Consider the following 17,638-nt stretch of genomic DNA (forward strand, 5'->3'; position numbering starts at 1 on the left):
TGCCGCCGGTCGCCCGGAGAGGCCGCGACCGAGTCACGGGAATTCACCAAGATCCCCGCCGGAACCACCCGTACGGACCACACGCGGAAGGCGCCTGACGGGCATGAGCCCGTTCAGGCGCCTTCTTCCGGCAAGGGGGAGGGGTCAGAACTCGAGGACCACCCAGGCAGGGTCGTGATCCGATCCGTCACCGGCGTGCTTGGTGCGCCGGTCGATGTGTGAACTCTTGTGCCGCGACGTGAGGCTGTGGCTGAGCCAGATCTGGTCGAACAGCTCGTACTGCGCGTCCTTGCCCGATTCCTTGAACCGGTGGGTCCACGACCCCGACGCGGGCGGAGGCGGAACGTCGGCCTTGGGCGGGCGGGTCTCGATGGGGTGCTCAAGGGCCTGTTCGAGCTTCAGCTGCGGGGTCGGTTCGGCCAGCGCGGCGAGCGTGGGGGAGTCCGGAGTGTCGTTCATGTCGCCCAGCAGGACGAAGCGCCCGTCGGGGCGGGTGCGGGCGGTGAGGATCCGGGCGATGGTCTCCGCCTGCTTGGTCCGGCGGAAGTCGCCCTGGATCCGGCCTTCCACCGGATCCATCGTGTGCTCGACGAACTGGCTCTTCAGGTGGTTGTTGAAGACCGTCAGCAGATGCCGGTCCGGGTCACGTGGATCCAGGATTTCCACTTCCAGCAGGTCCCGGCTGAACACCCGCTCGCCGGGTACCTCGGGATGGACCGCGTGCTGCCAGGAGGTGACCGCCCCGATCGGGAACTTGGAGAGCACGGCGAGGTCGATCAGCCGGGGATCGTTGCCTTCGATCAGCGACAGGAAGGGGTAGGTCCCTCCGAGACTCCCGGAGGCGAAGAAGCGCAGCGTGTCGATGTCCTCGACTTCCTGAACGGCCAGGACGTCCAGGTCCATCCCGCTGATCCGCCGGGCGAGTATCTCCTGCTCCTCGGGGCTGATGCCCTTGACGAGCTTGCCCTTGTACTTACGGATCCTGAACTGCTTGGGATCCTTGAACTCGTAGCTGGAGGTCAACTGGCCGTCGGACCCGGTCGGCAGGACCTCCTGTATCTCAGCTGAGAAATTGAACCTCGAGAACAGGTTGTTGAGGTTGAACGTTCCCACCGTGACATCCATGACGCCTCCAGACGGAATCGGCCGAGGAGCCGTGGGCGCGGAGGAATGACCGAGGCGGACATCTGCCCTCTCTCGGGGTGCGTTCGCGCACGACCGGGCCGAGCAGGCGTTTCCACGCTACGTCACCCGGCCCCGGTCGGCGCGTCGAGGCCCGGCACCACCGGTGAGACCCTCGCGCGCGTCCGGTGAGACAGCTGGCCGGATGCCGCCGTTGACATGCACCTGTTGGGGCAAAATACCTGACATCAGTGATGATCATGGGCGAGGTGGTGTTGTCGGTGGCGTCCTTGTCGATACGGCGATTACGGGCACTGCGCAGGACGACGGGGGTGGGGTCGGGGCTGCAGCGTGCCCAGTCCTTCATGATCCTGACCACCCTGCTCTACCGGGCGAGCCATCTGACGGTCGGCGTCCTCGCGGTGGCCCAGCGACGGCACGACCTTCCCCTCCAGTACGCCGGGCTCGCCGTGGCCCTGGGGCTGAGCGCGGTGTGTTACGGAGCGGCCCTGCGGCGCGGCTGGTTCGACCGGCGGCACGTCTGGGCGGACGTCCTGGTCACCGGGTGCGTGCTGCCGTTCGTCCTCTGTACGTGGGGCGGGGTGCGAGAACCCGCCCTGCTCGGCTGGGCGATGCTGCTCGGCGGGTCGGCGAGCGCCGCTGCGGCCATCGCCCTCGAACGGTTCCACGTCCTCGCCGCGGTCGCGCTCCTCGTGGTGACCCACCTCATCGGCTACCAGCTGGTGGGCGCGAGCCCCGCGGTCCTCGGCGGCCACGTCAACTCGCTGCTGTCGTCCGCCGTGATGGCCTGGGTCATGTGGTGGTACCTGCGCCGCCAGGGACGCCTCCTCGACGACGCCAACGCCCGCGCGCTGGCCGCCGAGGCGCACAAGGCGCGCTACGCCGAGCGGCTGGAGCACCACCGCGCCCTGCACGACACGGTCCTGGCCACGCTGACCACCCTCGCGGCCGGCGGGATCGACGCCAACGCGCCCCGGGTGCGGGAGCGTTGCGCCCGCGAGGCCGCCTACCTGCGCCGGTTGATCCAGCAGACCGCCGACGAGGTCCCCCACCGGGAGATCGGCGCGGCCCTGGAGGAGGCGGTCGGCTCCGTGGAGAGCCTGCAACTGCGGGTCACCGCCCAGTACCACGACCTGCCGAAGGTGCCGCCCGAGGTGGCCGCCGCGTTCGCCGACGCCGCGCGGGAGGCCCTGAACAACGTACGGCGGCACGCGGGCACCGGACACGCCTACCTCACCGCGACCGGAGACCCCGACGGGCGTGGGGGAGCCGTCGTCACCGTGGTCGACCGGGGACCCGGGTTCGACCCCGAGCGGTACGTGCCCGGCCTCGGGCTGCGCGGTTCGGTCTGCGCCCGGATGGCAGAGGTGGGCGGCCGGGCCACGGTGGACGCCGCCCCGGGCGAGGGGGTCCGGGTGGAGCTGAGATGGCCCCGGTGATCACGGTCGCGGTGGTCGACGACGACCGGATGCTCCTCGACGGCATGCGGGCCTGGCTGGGCGGGGTTCCGGAGCTGCGGCTGGTGGCGACCGTGGCCACGGTCGGGGAGCTGCTCGCCACACTGGCCGTGGAACTTCCGTACGGACCGGGCGAGTCGGGGTACGTCCCGCCCGACGTCGTCCTCCTCGACCTCGTGCTGCGCGACGGCTCCGCCCCCGCCGACAACATCCGGCGGCTGCTGCGTTCCGGCAGCCGAGTCCTGATGATCAGCACCGTCCCGGACCGCTCCCGGATCATCGAATCGCTCCGGGCCGGCGCCGACGGCTACCTGACCAAGGACAACGACCTGCCCACGCTCGTCGCCGCCGTCAAGGACGTCGCGGCGGGCCGCAGCGCCCATTCCGCGGAACTCGCCTTCGCCTGCGCCCACGACACCAGTCCCGCCCGGCCGCGGCTCTCGCCCCGGGAACGGCAGGTCCTGCTGGACTACGCGTCCGGGATGACCCTGAAGTCCGCCGCCCGGCGTGCGGGCATCACGGTCCACACCGCCAAGGACTACCTGGACCGGGTCAAGGCCAAGTACCAGCAGGCCGGCCGGCCCACCTACACGAAGCTCGACCTGGCCCGGAGGGTGCGCGAGGACAGCCTCGACGGGGGCTGACCACCCCGCGCAAGCCCCCCAAACGGACGGCTACAGGGAACGGTCCCGCCCTTCGTATCGTCAACCCCGGCGCCGGCGCAGACGACGGCGCAGACGCCGCTCGCTCCGCCAGGCGACTGCACTTCCGCTTCCCCGCGCACCAGGAGAGGCAGATGACAGACCTGTACGAACGCATCAGCACGGGCATCGCCGGCAGTCACCGCACGCGAGGGGAACTCATCGGCAGGGAAGCCGAGATGGGGCAGATCGCGACCGCCCTGGCCGCCGCCCGGTCAGGGCGGGGCGGGGCGGTCTTCGTCACCGGCGAGCCCGGCATCGGCAAGACCCGGCTCGCCGCCGAAGCCGTCGCCGCCGCTGCCGGGGCCGGCATGGTCACGGCCCAGGGGCGGGCCGGCACGATGGGCCCGGTCGTCCCGTACCGGCCGCTGGTCGAAGCGCTGCTCCTGCTGTCCCGCGCCGGCCTGCTGCCGGACCCGGACGAGCTGGGCCGCTACGGGCCGGTCCTCACCCACCTGCTGACCGGCACCCGGGGCACGGCCGCCGGCGCCGCGTCACCCCTCATGGTCGCCGAGACGGTCCTGCGCCTGGTCGCCGTCGTCGGACGGCAGCGGGGCTGCCTGCTCGTCCTCGACGACCTGCACGACGCCGACGCCGGGACGCTGGCGATCGTCGAGTACCTGCTGGACAACATCGGGCCACAGCCGGCCCTGCTCCTGCTCGTCGCGGGGCGCGAACCCTGCACGGCGACCGAACTGGCCGCGCGGGCCCGCCAGCGCGGGGCCGCGGCGGTACTCGACCTGCGCCCCCTCAGCCGGACCGACGTGCACCTCCTCGTCGCGACCGAGCTGGGAACCGCCCCGGCCGAGGCCGGCCCCGAGCTCGTCCACCGCGCGGTGACCTTCGGCGCCGGGATCCCCTTCCTGGTCAAGGAGCTCGTCCACGACCTCACCAGCCGGGCCCCCGGCGACGAGCGGATGCCGTCCGTCCCCGCCGCCGTCGCGGACAGCGTCAGACGCCGGGCCGAGAGGATCGGCCCGCTCGGCGTGGAATTCCTGAACACGGCGGCCCTGTTCGGCACGCGCTTCCCGCTGCCGGTGCTCCAGCACGCGACCGGCTGCGACCACGGGGAGCTGTCCGCGATCCTGCGCGCAGGGCTCGCCTCGTGCCTGATCGTGCCGGACGCGTCGAGCACGCAGTGGTACGCGTTCCGCCACCAGCTGGCCGCGGAGGCTCTGCTCGGCGACCTCGGACCGGGCGAGCGCGCCGGGTACGCGCGGCGCGCGGCGCGCGCACTGGCCGACCTGCACCCCGGTCTGCCCGGAATCTGGTGCGCGCAGGCCGCGGAGCTGCACGGACACACCGGCGACACACAGGAGGCCATACGCCTGTACTGCGAGGCGGCGGGGCGGGCGATGACCGAGGGCACGGTGGAGAGGGCGGTGGCGCTGCTCACCCGGGCCCACCGCCTCGTCGACGCCGCCACCGCACCCGAACTGCACGCCGCCGTACTGGAGCAGCTGCTCGACGCCGTCGCCTGCTCGGCCCGGTTCGACCAGGTCCCCGCGCTGGTCGCCGGCCTGGAAGCCCTGGGCGGCGACCACGACGTGCCCGCCGGGCGCCGGGCCGGGCTGCACGCGCGACTGGCCCACATCGCCACCCTGAGGGGCCGGTCCGCGGAAGCCCTCCGGCACCTGGACGTGGCCCGCTGGCTGCTCGGGAGCCGCCCGGCCCCGGCCCACGCCGCCCGCGTGGACCTCGCCGCGGCGCACGTGGAGCTGAGCCGGTTCGCACCCGACCGGCTGTCCACCGCCGCCGGGTTCGCCCGCCGGGCGGCGGACGCGGCCGGGCACGCCGACTTGCCGGCCGTGGCCTGCGAGGCCCTGCTGATGCTCGGGCAGCTCACCTGGGAACGGGACGAGCCGGCCGCCATGGCACACCTCACACGGGCCTGCGCCCTCGCCCACGCGCACCGGCTGCCCGTACTGCGGGTGTCCGCCGAGGTGTACCTGGCCAGGATCGCCGCGCGCCACGACGGCCTGCCGGACCGGGTCGAGCAGGCCCGGCAGGAGGCCCTGCGCATGGGCGCGGCGCCGCTGGCGCACGAGACCGGCTTCGTCCTCGCCCTGGACCAGGTCCGGCGCTGCGAGTTCGAGGCCGCGCGGGACCGGATCCGCGCGGGGGCGGCCGACGCGGAGCGGCTGGGGCTGGGGAGGGCCCTGTCCCTGCTGCGGCTGGCCGACGCGGTGCGCTGGGCCCACCAGGGCCGGCGCGCCGAGATGCAGGAGGCACTGGAGGAGCTGGCTCCGCTCATCGACGACGCGCCGGGCGTGCGGTCGATGGCGTACGGGCTGGCGCGGGCGTTCTGTTCGCTGCTGGAGGAGAGGCACGACGCCGCCGAGCAGGAGTTCGCGCAGGCACTGGCCTACGACGCGGAGAACCCGGCGACCGGCGAGTTCGGCAAACACGGGGTCATCCTGCTGCTCGGCGTGCTGGCCGGGCGCATGGGCCGGCGGCACCACGCCGACGTAGCGGAGGCCGGCGCCAGCGGCAGCCGCTGGAACCGGCAGTTCGTCGGGCTGGCGCACGCCGTGCTGCTGGGCCGCGAGGGCCGCTCCGGCGAGGCGACGGCCGCCGCGCGTGCGGCGCTGGAGGCGGCCGAGTTCTACCCCATGGCGCGCCACCTGTGTCTGCGGCTGGTCGCGCAGTCGGCGTACGCGGACGGCTGGGGCGCCCCGGCCGACTGGTTGCGCGAGGCGGAGGAGTACTTCCACGGCGCCGGCCTGCAGGCCGGCGCGGGCGCCTGCCGGGCCCTGCTCCGCGGGATGGGCGCGCCGGTCCGGCAACGGCGCACGGGGACCGATCAGGTGCCGCCCGGCCTGCGCCGGTTCGGCATCACCGTCCGCGAGTTCGAGGTGGCCCGGCTGCTCGCCGAACGGATCGGGAACAAGGACATCGCCGGCCTGCTGCACATCTCGCCGCGCACCGTCGAGAAGCACGTGGCGAGCCTCCTGCAGAAGACCGGCCACCCCAACCGGTCGGCCTTCGCCTCCGCCGCCCGCGACCTGGTCACCGGCGCCGGTGCCACGGTGCCGGTGTAGGCGGTGTCCTGGGGATCAGGAGAGCGCGCCGGCCCCCGCCAAGGTCACCACCCGGTCGAAGCGGCCGTCGAGATCCTCGTCCCCGTGGTGCACGACGAGGAGGGCGCGCCCCTCGGTCCGCTCCTGCAGGGCCCGGAGCACCAGTTCCCTGCCGCCCTCGTCGAGGTTCGAGAACGGCTCGTCGGCGAGGTACACGTCCGCTTCCTCACACAGGAGAGCGGCGACCCCGACCCGCTGCCGCTGGCCGGACGACAGCTCCGAGGGCAGCTGGTCGGCCAGCGGGTCCAGGCCCATCGACGTGCGCAGCCGCTCGTCGGCGACCAGTTCGCGTACCGGCAGCGGGGGCAGGTTCACCGGGGTGGTCAGGCTCGCCACCCGGGGCGGCAGGGTGACCGCACCCGCGTCGGGGGCGAGCGTCCCGGAGATGATGTGCAGGAGCGTGCTCTTCCCGCAGCCGTTGGGGCCGCGGAGCAGCACGTGCTCACCGGCGCCCAGCTCGAAGTCCTCGATCGACACGTCGGCGCCGTCGCCGTAGACGACCCTGGCCCCGCGGACCAGGACCAGGGATCCTTCCTCGTGGTACGGGATCTCCCGGGCGTCGCGCAGTGCCTGGATCCGCTTGAGGACGGCGGTGCTCCGGCGGGCCTGCGGGATCATGTTGACGAGGTCGAAGATCCCGGTGACGGCCCGCCAGAGCGAGTTCACGAAGGCGAGGAAACTGCCGAACGACATCCTGCCGGAGAAGACGAAGAAGGCTCCGATGATCATCGAGGCGGTGTCCGACAGGTTCATCACCAGGTCGCTGAGGGTCTTCTGCTTCAACGACAGCCGGTAGTTGACGAACTTGATGCCGAGGAACCCGCGCAGCGCGTCCTGGTTCGCCGTACGGGTGCCGGGCAGCAGCGACGGCAGACCGCGCAGCGCGTGGAAGGACTCGAGGGTCCGGGTCAGCTTGTTGATGTACCGCGCCTCCGCCTCGCGTTCGGGCTCGGTGTTGTCCTCGATCCGCCTGGCCAGCCGGTTGCTCACGAGCACCAGCGGCGGCACGATCACCAGCAGGATGAGGCTGGCCTGCCAGGACAGGTACAGCAGCACGCCCAGGAAGACGACCGAGGCGACCGTCTGCCGCGCGATGCGGATACTGACGTCCACGGCCGGCAGGACGCCCTCGGAGACGTCGTTGTGGATGCGGCTGACGTACGAGGCGTTCCCCGCCGCCGACACCTTCCGGCCGTCCAGGCCGAGCGTGCGTCCCAGCAGCTCCGTCTCCAGCACCAGCGTGAACGCGTTCTCGAACCGCTTGCGCCACGAGGAGATCGCGTAACCCGCGAGGTTGAGGGTCAGACCGAGCAACAGGTAGCCGGTCCCGAGGACGAGGAACCTGCGGAAGTCCGCGGCCAGGATCGCCTGATCGAAGAGGGCCTTGAGCAGAAGCGGGTGCAGCAGGGCCTCGAGCCCTCCCGTGGTCGCCTCGGCGGCCAGGATCACGACGAACCGGGCCCGGTGACCGCTCAAAGTGAGCCACAACTGGTTCACCGCGCGGCCTCGTCCAGCAGGAAGTCGGCCGTGCCACCGCCGTTCACGCGGTGCAGCACCCGCAGCACGCCCGCAGAGCCGGTCATGTAGTCACACGAGCAGCGCAGCAGTCCCTCACCGGGGACGCCCAGTGGGGTCAGCCCGTTCACGCGCGGCACCGCGAAGCGCTCGGCGGGCTCGAACAGGAACACCTTCCGGACGTAGTCCAGCTGCCGCAACGCGGTGTCGCGGTACGTGCGGTCACCGGTGAACTCGGCCGCGTCCAGCAGCGCGTCGGCGACGCCGCTCATGCCGAAGGCGTACCCCGGCAGCACCGAGTGCCCGGCGTCCAGCCCGCGCAGCACGGTCCGTGCGGAGTCCAGGTCCCCGTAGCGCAGCAGCACCTGCGCCACGCCCGCGGAGCCCACCTCGACGTACGGCTCCATGGTCCCTTCGTGCTCGAACATGACCGGGCTGTCGGAGGTATCGGCGTCCAGGGGTTTGGCATGGGCCATCTCCCAGGCGAGCGCGTCCTGCCCGAGCCGCAGATAGCGGTCCTCTCCCGTGACCTGGTGCATCCGCAGCAGGAACATCGCCACACCGGCCTGCCCGAAGCCCAGCCCGGTCAACGGCCCCTTGGACGAGAACTCGTTCAGCCAGTAGGCCTGCCGCCCGTCGCGCTGCGCGGCGGCGCACAGTACGCGCGCGCACTCCTGCGCCGCGGCGAGATCGCGGGGGTCGTGGCCGCGCAGGAAGAAGCGCAGGTTCGTCATGCCCAGCCCGGCGAGACCGTAGTAGAAGGTGTAGTCACCGGTCTCCGGGGCGCGCCGGTTGGCCTGGGTCAGCAGCTCCCTGGCCTGGGTCCGGAGCCCGAGCGAGTCGGCCGCCCAGGCCATGCCGGCCAGGCCGCTCATGAGACCGTCCGGGTACTCCGTCACGTCGATGCCGGACAGTTTGTCGCCCAGCCATTCACGCCATTCGGGCCGGATCGGGATGCCCGAGGCGTTCAGCGACCACAGGACGCCGCTGGCCCCGAAGCCGAGGCTCAGCGGGTTGGTGACGTGCGCGAACGGGTCCACGGGGAACAGCGTCGCCCGGTCGGTGTCGGCGACGGCCTCGACGAACGCGGCGACCCCGGCCTCGGCCTCCACCAGCCCGAGCCGCTCCTCGACGACCGGTCGCGGCGGCGCCGCCCGGACCTGGCCGAGCAGGTCCTCCTCGTGTTCCAGGGCCTCGAGCACGTCGGCGAGGGTGATCCGGGCCTGGGCCAGGTCGGTGAGCAGCTCGTGGATCCGCTCCGGCCAGCCCAGGGCGTCGGTGAAGATCCGGTAGGTGTCGAGGACGTCCTCGCGCAGGTACGACATCGCCGCGATCGGGAAGATGAAGTAGGCCATGGTGTTCGCCAGGCCGTACAGGTCGCCCTCCGGTCCGGACGCCTTGAAGAGGCTCCGGGAGAGGCTGAACCCCGGTGTGAACAGTTCGACCGGCTTCTCCAGCGCCGCGTCGTCGCCGGCGATCGTGTTCCCGCCCTCGGCCAGCCGGCACGCCTCCAGATCGACGATGGTCACCTCGTGGGTGTCGGTGTCGATGAGCAGGTTCGCGGGGGTGAAGTCACCGAGGATCACGTGGCGTTCGTGGGCGGCCTGGATCGCACGCGTCAGTCCGCGGAAGACGGCGATGAAGATCCGCAGGAACTCCCGCGACCGGTCGATGTCGAACTCCGGCCGCGCGAGCGGGTTGCGTTCGAGCAGCACGGAGCGGATGTCGGAGCCCTCGACGAACTCCTCGGCTATGTAGTGGTGTTCCCAGTGCCGGAACGTGGCGATCGGAGTCGGGTACGAGCCGATGTCGCCCAGCCGGTTCAGGAACATCCACTCCCGGGCGAGGATGTCCACGGCGTCGTGGTCCTGGCGCGGGTTGATGTTGGTGTGCGGGCGGGCCTCCTTGAGGACCACCTTCCGGTCACCGTCCGCCGTGTCCTCGGCCGTGTACACCCCGCCGGCGTTGGAGAACTGGATCGCCCCGGTCACCCGGAAGCGGCCGCCGAGCAAGCCGTCGCCGTCGTCCTCGTCGGCGGGCTTCCAGTCGGTGAACGGCCAGGGCACCCACCACGGTTGGGCGTACCCGGGCCGCCGGTCGTCGGGGACGGGGCCGTCCGGTCCGAGGATGTGGGGCACCCGCCTCCCGAGCACGTCGACGGCGTGCGTGTCGAGGAACTGGCCGTACCGGAAGTAGAGCGCCTTGCTGTCCCGGTAGCGCAGGTCCGACAGTACGTAGGCGCCCTCGATGCCCTCCAGGACGCGGGCCAGGTCGGCCAGGCAGGTCCGGAACTCCTCGTCGTCACGCGGGTAGACGGTGACGAGTTTTCCGCCGCTGCCCCGGGACATGGCCTTGGAGTTGAGCATCTCGAAGATGTTGAGGTCGAGAGCGATCTTGAAGTCGATCTCGTGTGCCGTCAGATGTGCGATCACCGAGGCCGCGACCTCGCGCACGGTGCGCTGACCCGCCGACACGTGGATCTTCCAGCCCTGCGCCGGCAGGGCCGGGTTGTGCCGATGGCTCCACCAGATGCCGCTGCGGACGAATCGCGCCCGCACCTGCTCGTCGAGCCCGGCGAGGAAGTGGTCGGCCCTCGGCTCGTAGTCGACGTCGAGCGGGTCGAAGAACAGCGTGTCGTTCCAGGCGAAGAGGAATCGGTAGACCCATCGTTCGTTGCGCATGTCCGCCTCTGTGATCGTCCGAAGGCCGCCGCCGGCAGCGGCCGGTGAGAAACGGAAACGGCGATCCGTGCGGGGACACAGCGCCTCCCCGCACGGATCGCCGTCGGGGTTAGACCGGCTTGACGGAACAGCAGGTGCTGCTGCTGCTCGTCAGGCTGACGATGGCAGCGCTGTTGTTCGTCGCCACGGGCTGCAGGTTCTGAAGCTTGAGAACGCTCATGGAGGTCACTTCCTCGGAGGTCGAGTGGAGTCGGAGTCCGTACCGGCCGATCGGCATGCCCGAGTCAACGCCACCCGTCCCACCCGCACATGGGAGCTCTCCACCCATCATTCCCGCGCACCACCCCCAGATACGGCTCGCCCGGGCCGGGCCCAAATGGTGGTGGGCCGCACAGAGGCGGCCCACGAGGACGTTCCGGGGTGCTGAAGACGTCCGGGGCCGGCCCGTGCGGGCCGGCCCCGGACGCCGGGATCAGACGAGGTCGAACCGGTCCAGGTTCATCACCTTGGTCCACGCGGCGACGAAGTCCCGCACGAACTTCTGCTTCGCGTCGCCGCTCGCGTAGACCTCCGCGAGCGCGCGCAGCTCCGAGTTCGAGCCGAAGACGAGGTCGGCACGAGTGCCGGTCCACTTGACCGCGCCGGAGCCGTCACGGCCCTCGAACTCGTCCTGTGCCGAGGACGTCGACTTCCACGTCGTGCCCATGTCGAGCAGGTTGACGAAGAAGTCGTTGGACAGCGTGCCCGGCCTGTCCGTGAAGACGCCGTGCTTCGACCCGGCGTGGTTGGCGCCCAGGACGCGCAGACCACCGACGAGCACCGTCAACTCGGGCGCGCTGACCGTCAGCAGGTTCGCCTTGTCGAGCAGCAGGTACTCCGCCGGCAGGCGGATGCCCTTGCCGACGTAGTTGCGGAAGCCGTCGGAGGCCGGCTCGATCGCGGCGAAGGACTCGACGTCCGTCTGCTCCTGCGCGGCGTCGACACGGCCCAGCGTGAACGGCACCTCGATGTCGACGCCACCGTCCTTGGCGGCCTTCTCGACGGCCGCGGAGCCCGCGAGCACGATCAGGTCGGCCAGCGAGACCTGCTTGCCCCCCGCCGAGTTGAAGGACCCCTGGATGCCCTCGAGCGTGCGCAGCACGTGCGCGAGCTCGTCCGGGTTGTTGACCTCCCAGTTGCGCTGCGGCTCCAGGCGGATGCGGGCGCCGTTGGCGCCGCCGCGCTTGTCGCTGCCGCGGAAGGAGGAGGCGGCGGCCCAGGCCGTGGAGACCAGCTGCGCGACGGTGAGGTCCGAGCCGAGGACCTGCTCCTTGAGGGAGGCGATCTCCGCGGCGCCGATGAGCTCGCCCTCGCGCGCCGGCAGCGGGTCCTGCCACAGCAGCGTCTCGGAGGGGACCTCCGGGCCGAGGTAGCGCACGATCGGGCCCATGTCACGGTGCGTCAGCTTGTACCAGGCGCGGGCGAAGGCGTCCGCGAACTGGTCGGGGTTCTCGTAGAACCGCCGCGAGATCGGCTCGTAGACCGGGTCGAGGCGCAGCGACAGGTCGGTGGTGAGCATCGTGGGGAGCTGCTTCTTCGACGCGTCGTGGGCGTCCGGGATGATCGCCTCGGCGTTCGTCGCCACCCACTGGTTGGCGCCGGCCGGGCTCTGCGTCAGCTCGTACTCGTACTCGAAGAGGTTCCTGAAGAACTCGTGGCCCCACCGGGTCGGGGTGCTCGTCCAGGTGACCTCGAGACCACTGGTGATCGCGTCCGCGCCCTTGCCGGTGCGGTACGAATTCGCCCAGCCGAGGCCCTGGGCCTCGAGCGGGGCGGCCTCGGGGTCGTCGCCTACGCTCTCGGCCGGGCCCGCGCCGTGGGTCTTGCCGAAGGTGTGGCCACCGGCGATGAGGGCGACGGTCTCCTCGTCGTTCATCGCCATCCGGCGGAACGTTTCGCGGATGTCGCGGGCCGCGGCGATCGGGTCCGGAGTGCCGTTGGGCCCCTCCGGGTTGACGTAGATGAGGCCCATCTGGACCGCGCCGAGCGGGTTCTCCAGCTCACGGTCGCCGGTGTAGCGCTCGTCGTCGAGCCAGGTGGTCTCGGGGCCCCAGTACACGTCCTCGTCGGGCTCCCACACGTCGGGGCGGCCGCCGGCGAAGCCGAAGGTCTTGAAGCCCATCGTCTCCAGGGCGACGTTGCCGGTGAGGATCATGAGGTCGGCCCAGGAGATGGACTGGCCGTACTTCTGCTTGACCGGCCACAGCAGACGGCGGGCCTTGTCCAGGTTGCCGTTGTCCGGCCAGGAGTTCAGGGGGGCGAAGCGCTGCTGGCCGGTGCCGGCGCCGCCGCGGCCGTCGCTGATGCGGTACGTGCCCGCGCTGTGCCAGGCCATACGGATCATGAGCGGGCCGTAGTTGCCGAAGTCGGCCGGCCACCAGTCCTGCGAGGTGGTGAGCACCTCGGCGATGTCCCGCTTCACCGCCGGGAGGTCGAGGGCGTTGAACGCGGCGGCGTAGTCGAACTCCTCACCGAGGGGGTTGGCCACGGCGGGGTTCTTGGCGAGGATCTTCAGATTCAGGCGCTCGGGCCACCACTGGCGGTTCCCGCCGCCCTGCGTCGGGTGCGGGGCACGCTCGTGTGCAACCGGGCAGCCGCCTCCGCCCCCGGCCTTGGGGTCGGTGACGATTGCGTCGTGGTTCTCAGACATGGGAATCCTTCCGGACCAACGGATCACGGTGTTCAGGAACTGCATGCTGTGGAACTGTCGGGGCTCAGGCCCCCAGTCAATGGTCTCGGCCTCGTCGGTCGTCTCGACGCCGAGGTGGTCACCGTCCCGGACGGTCTGGAGCAGTGGGACGGGGCGGCCGGCACCTGCGTGCCGGCACCGCACGGCTCCTCGGCGGCGGTCGGTCACGATTCCGACGCCTGCCGCTCTGGAGTCTTCCTGTCCCTTGGCTATCTACGAAACCGATCCTACGATGGACGGAATCCAAGTCAAGAAGGACACCAAGTCCATATGCCATCGGATCCCGGATGTCCGCCGGTAAACTTCGGGTCCCGCCGAGCCTGAATAGGTGAGCCGATATGAGTGACCTGCTGGAGCGGCTGCGAGGGCGTGGCTGGCGGATGACGTCCCAGCGGCGTGTCGTCGCGGAGGTCCTCGACGGCGAACACGTGCACCTCACGGCCGACGAGGTGCACGCCCGTGCGGCAGAGCGGCTGCCCGAGATCTCCCGGGCAACCGTCTACAACGCCCTGGGCGAGCTGGTCTCCCTCGGTGAGGTCGTGGAGGTCACCACCGACGGCCGCGCGAAGCGGTACGACCCCAACGCGCACCACCCGCACCAGCACCTGGTGTGCTCCGCCTGCGGACTTATCCGCGATGTCCACCCGACCGGCAACCCGCTGGCCGGGCTCCCGGCGGAGGAACGGTTCGGCTTCACGGTGTCCGGGGTCGAGGTCACCTACCGGGGGCTGTGCCCGGCCTGCGCCTAGCCCGGCCTGCGCCTAGGCCGCCGATACGGCGACCGGAAGCTCCCGGACGGCGTGGAACCTGAAGGTGGTGGTCCACGGGACCTCCTCCACGGGGCACGCGAGCCGCAGGGACGGCAGGCGGCGCAGGAGCGTCCCCAGGGCGAGGGTGACCTGCATGCGGGCCAGCGGCGCACCGAGGCAGTAGTGCAGCCCGTGGCCGAGCGAGAGGTGGGCCTTGTCCGCCCGGTCGAGGTCGAACCGGTCCGGCGCGGGGTAGCGCGCCGGGTCGCGGTGGGCGGCGGCGAGGGAGAAGAGCACGGTGTCGCCCGCGGGGATCCGGACGCCGCCGATCTCGACGGGCTCGGTCGGGAACCGCCGGATCGCGGTGTGGTTGGGGTGGGAGTGACGCAAGAGCTCTTCCACGGCCTGCGGCAGCAGATCCGGACGGGCCTGCAGGGCCGCCAGCTCCCGGGGGTGCGTGAGCAGCGTGAGGAGGCCGTTGCCCAGCAGGTGCTGGACGTTCTCGCTCCCTGCCATGAGGAGGAGGAAGGCCAGCGAGACGAGCTCGTTCTCGGTGAGCCGGTCCTCGTCGTCCCTGGCCGCGATCAGATCCGACAGCATGTCGTCACCGGGGTGGGCGCGCCGCTCGGCCACCAGATCGAGCAGGAAGCCGTGGATGGCCCCGATCGCGGAGGCGAGTTCCTCCCGGGACGCCGGTGAGAGCATGCCGGCGACCCAGCCGGAGAACCTCCCCCGTTCGGCCTCGGGCACGGCGAGCAGCTCGCCGATCACCGTGAGTGGCAGGGGCCTGGCGAACTCCTCCACCACATCGGCCCGGCCCTCGGATTCCATGCGCTCCACGAGCCGGTCGACCCGCGCGTCCACCGCCGTCTGGACGGAGCCGCGCAGGCTCTCGACGTGGCGGGGGGTGAACCCCTGGGACACGAGGCGGCGCAGCCGCAGGTGGTCGTCCGCGTCGATGTTCAGCAGGTTCGCGTCGAGCGCCGGGGGCAGGGCGAAACCCTTGAAGCCGGTACCCGAGTGCCTCTTGTTGACGGACAGCCGCGGGTCGACGAGCCCCTGGCGGACATCGGCCTCCCGGGTCACCAGCCATACGGGCGAGCCGTCCGGCAGCGCGACGCGGTGCACCGAGCCCTGCTCGCGCAGCCGCGCGTACATGGCGTGGGGGTCGGCCGGGAAGTCGCGTCCGAAGGGCTGGGGAAGGGCCGTCGGGGCGGTGTTCAGGGTCATGCGGGTTCCTTGCGTGGTGTGGTGCCGGGGGCTTTCGGGTGGCCGGCGTAGCGGACGGCGATGGGCGAGGACATGGCGCGGGCCAGTCTGCGCTGGAAGGCGAGTTCGGCCGCGAGGTCGCCGGGGGCCGCGGCCATGGGCGTCTGCGGCTGCCGCTGGGGCGGGAGGTCGCGGCGCTTCGCGTCGATGGCGTTCCTGAGCTGCGCCGCCTCCACCACGGCCGCGAGTTCCTCGTCGCGCAGGCCGGCCCGTTCGGCGTCCTGCCGGGCCAGCTGGGCCACGTCCGCGTCCATCCACGTGCGCAGTGCCCACTGGGCGTCGCGGATCTCGATCACCATGCGGTACAGCCGGGTGCGCAGGTCAAGGGCACGGGTGAACGGCAGGACGGGTTCCGGTACGTGCTCGGTGAGACTGCGGTGCAGGGGGCTCAGCGCGCGGTGGGCGATCCGGTGGCCCAGCCGGTCGCGCAGAGCGGTGAGGTGCGGGCCCCAGTCCGGCAGGATCCATCCGACCGTCTGGACGATCACGGCGATGGCCACGCCGATCTGCGCGAGGGGCTCCCAGGCGCGTCCGTCGTGGCCGAGCTGGGCCGCGAGGACATCGGCGGTCCGGGCTCCGGTGTAGAGGAGCGCGAAGGGCAGGGTGAGGGCGACCATGCGCAGTCCGCGGCGCAGCCACGGGGACGGCGCGATCCTGGAGTACCGCCGGCCCATCACACCGACCTGGACCTGGTTCGCCGTGAAGGCGGCGAGGTAGACGACGAGGTAGGCGGGGGTGAACTGGGCCCGCGCGACGGCGAAGTCGTGCGGCGCCTCGCCGTGGGCCGACGCCGCGAAGAACAGCACGCCCATGGTGACCAGCACCAGTCCCAGGGCCACCACGCGGGGGACAGCCTTGCGGCGGGCCGCTTCCGGACCGTGGCTGAAGTGCAGCAGCACCAGCTGCTGACAGACGGTCATGATCACCACGCAGCTCTGGGTCAGGAGGCCGGAGAAGTTCTCGATCCCGGCGAACTCGCTGACCTGTACCCAGACGGACGGGGTGGACACGGTGAAGATGACGAAGAGCAGCAGGAAGTTGGCGACCAGGGCGACCTGGGGGACCGAGCGGTCCGTCCTCAGCACCCGGGCCTTGTAGACGAGCGCCACGAGGGCCACGGCCGAACAGAGCGGATAGAGAAGGGTGTTCAAGCCGAGTCCCGTGCCACGGGCGACTCCAGGGAGCTCAGCCTCTCGGCGATCTCCCGGGCTTCCGGCGGCACGGTCCAGGTGGGGTGGACGTTCCACGTGCTGATCAGCCCGCCGATCAGCGAACCCACCAGCTCGGCCTCCAGCTCGGCCTCGGAGTCGCCGTGTTCGCGGCCCATGACACGTCGGACGAGCGCCGGGTCGAGGGAGGGCATCAGCAGCCGCGAGGCGTCCCCGGTCATGACGGGCGAGGTGTCGTGATCGCACACGACATGGCCGATCTCGTGGAGGATCACCTGCTGCTGATGGACGGGTACCAGGCGCTCCTCGGCGAAGATGTAGTCCCGGGTGTCGGTCGAGACCCACAGTCCGTGCGGCCCGGCGGACGGAAGGGCGAGGGTGGCGATATGCACCTGCCGTTGGCGCAGGGTGCCGACGTAGGCGCACAGTTCGCCGATGGTCAGCTTCTCCCCGGGCGGCAGGCGCAGGTCCCGCACCCTCTCCTGGCACCGTTCGGCCAGCGGGTTGCCGACAGGGCCGCCGAGTTTTGATCGCCAGCGCACGACGATCACGGCACGTCGACGCTGAGTGCTGCACCGCTGTACATCCTGATCCCCTCGAATGATCGTCAGGAGTTCTACCCCAACACAGTTGTCCCTGGTCGTACAGGCGCCTTTGCGCCAGTGGGGGACCTGTCAAGGGGGACTTCGGGTCAGCCGTCGGCGCCGGTCCCCGGTTCGGGCGGCACCTCAGCGAGGCCCTCCAACTCGCGGACCCGTTCGATCAGTTCACCGATCGAGCGCAGGCTCCCCTCCGACAGCCCGGCGGTTCTCAGTGCGACCCGCTGGACCTGGGCGTCCCGCATGGCCGCCAGGAGGGCCAGTTCGGAGTTGACGGTGTCGGTCACCTCGTCGTCGAAGAAGTAGGCGGGCGGCACGCCGAAGAACTTCGCCAGACCCTCGATGTGCCGCAGCGTCGGATTGTCGCGCTGGCCCTTGCGCAGCAACCAGATGTAGCTGCCCGAGATGGGGACTCCGGAGGCCGTGATGGCACGTGCGACCTCCTCGCCCGTGTACGGGCCCCGGCCGGCCGGGGCCGTGGTGCCGAACAGGTGGTTCAGCTTGTCGGCCAGGCTGCCGGTCGGCTTGTTCTCGGGGTTGGTCATGC

The 17,638-nt window shown here is 71.3% G+C and carries 13 protein-coding genes; 4 read left to right on the top strand and 9 right to left on the bottom strand.

Annotation, left to right across the window (positions count from 1 at the left end; translation table 11 throughout):
• Positions 1–144: 144 nt before the first annotated feature.
• Positions 145–1,125 (bottom strand): endonuclease/exonuclease/phosphatase family protein, encoded by a 981-nt coding sequence (locus tag JIW86_RS33145; RefSeq protein WP_257557563.1) that lies wholly within the window; start codon positions 1,123–1,125, stop codon positions 145–147.
• A gap of 362 nt (positions 1,126–1,487) precedes the next feature.
• Here JIW86_RS33145 and JIW86_RS33150 point away from each other — a divergent pair, with 362 nt between their 5' ends.
• From JIW86_RS33150 to JIW86_RS33160, 3 genes are all read left to right on the top strand, one after another.
• Positions 1,488–2,582 (top strand): sensor histidine kinase, encoded by a 1,095-nt coding sequence (locus JIW86_RS33150; protein ID WP_257557564.1) that lies wholly within the window; start codon positions 1,488–1,490, stop codon positions 2,580–2,582.
• A complete protein-coding gene (locus JIW86_RS33155) occupies positions 2,570–3,244 on the top strand; it encodes a response regulator (RefSeq protein ID WP_257557565.1) in 675 nt (224 codons plus the stop codon). The genes JIW86_RS33150 and JIW86_RS33155 overlap by 13 nt, the downstream gene beginning before the upstream one ends.
• A gap of 152 nt (positions 3,245–3,396) precedes the next feature.
• Positions 3,397–6,342: a helix-turn-helix transcriptional regulator gene (locus JIW86_RS33160; RefSeq protein ID WP_257557567.1), complete on the top strand. Its 2,946-nt coding sequence runs from the start codon at positions 3,397–3,399 to the stop codon at positions 6,340–6,342.
• A 15-nt stretch (positions 6,343–6,357) separates the two neighbouring features.
• On the opposite strand, the gene JIW86_RS33165 is transcribed toward JIW86_RS33160, so the two are convergent.
• The 4 genes from JIW86_RS33165 to katG form a co-directional block, all read right to left on the bottom strand.
• Positions 6,358–7,878 (bottom strand): ATP-binding cassette domain-containing protein, encoded by a 1,521-nt coding sequence (locus JIW86_RS33165; RefSeq protein WP_257557568.1) that lies wholly within the window; start codon positions 7,876–7,878, stop codon positions 6,358–6,360.
• Entirely contained in the window at positions 7,875–10,577 is a 2,703-nt protein-coding gene (gene lanKC / locus JIW86_RS33170; protein ID WP_257557569.1) for a class III lanthionine synthetase LanKC, read from the bottom strand. Before lanKC ends, JIW86_RS33165 begins: the two co-directional genes overlap by 4 nt.
• 109 nt (positions 10,578–10,686) lie before the next feature.
• Entirely contained in the window at positions 10,687–10,797 is a 111-nt protein-coding gene (locus JIW86_RS33175) for a class III lanthipeptide (RefSeq protein ID WP_257557570.1), read from the bottom strand.
• 252 nt (positions 10,798–11,049) lie between these two features.
• A complete protein-coding gene (gene katG / locus JIW86_RS33180; RefSeq protein ID WP_257557571.1) occupies positions 11,050–13,266 on the bottom strand; it encodes a catalase/peroxidase HPI in 2,217 nt (738 codons plus the stop codon).
• A gap of 377 nt (positions 13,267–13,643) precedes the next feature.
• On the opposite strand from katG, the gene JIW86_RS33185 reads away from it, so the two are divergent.
• Positions 13,644–14,054 (top strand): Fur family transcriptional regulator, encoded by a 411-nt coding sequence (locus JIW86_RS33185; protein WP_215146614.1) that lies wholly within the window; start codon positions 13,644–13,646, stop codon positions 14,052–14,054.
• A gap of 12 nt (positions 14,055–14,066) precedes the next feature.
• On the opposite strand, the gene JIW86_RS33190 is transcribed toward JIW86_RS33185, so the two are convergent.
• The 4 genes from JIW86_RS33190 to JIW86_RS33205 all read right to left on the bottom strand — a co-directional run bounded on the left by JIW86_RS33190 (position 14,067) and on the right by JIW86_RS33205 (position 17,636).
• The gene (locus tag JIW86_RS33190) at positions 14,067–15,284 is read right to left on the bottom strand and encodes a cytochrome P450 family protein (protein WP_257557572.1); all 1,218 of its coding nucleotides are present in this window, start codon (positions 15,282–15,284) and stop codon (positions 14,067–14,069) included.
• Entirely contained in the window at positions 15,281–16,474 is a 1,194-nt protein-coding gene (locus JIW86_RS33195; protein ID WP_257557573.1) for an MAB_1171c family putative transporter, read from the bottom strand. Before JIW86_RS33195 ends, JIW86_RS33190 begins: the two co-directional genes overlap by 4 nt.
• Positions 16,471–17,034 carry an ImmA/IrrE family metallo-endopeptidase gene (locus JIW86_RS33200; RefSeq protein WP_257557574.1) on the bottom strand — a complete coding sequence of 188 codons (564 nt, stop codon included), beginning with the start codon at positions 17,032–17,034 and terminating at the stop codon, positions 16,471–16,473. Before JIW86_RS33200 ends, JIW86_RS33195 begins: the two co-directional genes overlap by 4 nt.
• A gap of 149 nt (positions 17,035–17,183) precedes the next feature.
• Positions 17,184–17,636 (bottom strand): helix-turn-helix domain-containing protein, encoded by a 453-nt coding sequence (locus JIW86_RS33205; RefSeq protein WP_215146610.1) that lies wholly within the window; start codon positions 17,634–17,636, stop codon positions 17,184–17,186.
• Between the last annotated feature and the right edge of the window lie 2 nt (positions 17,637–17,638).

The sequence above is a fragment of the Streptomyces sp. NBC_00162 genome (assembly GCF_024611995.1).
GTDB lineage: Bacteria > Actinomycetota > Actinomycetes > Streptomycetales > Streptomycetaceae > Streptomyces.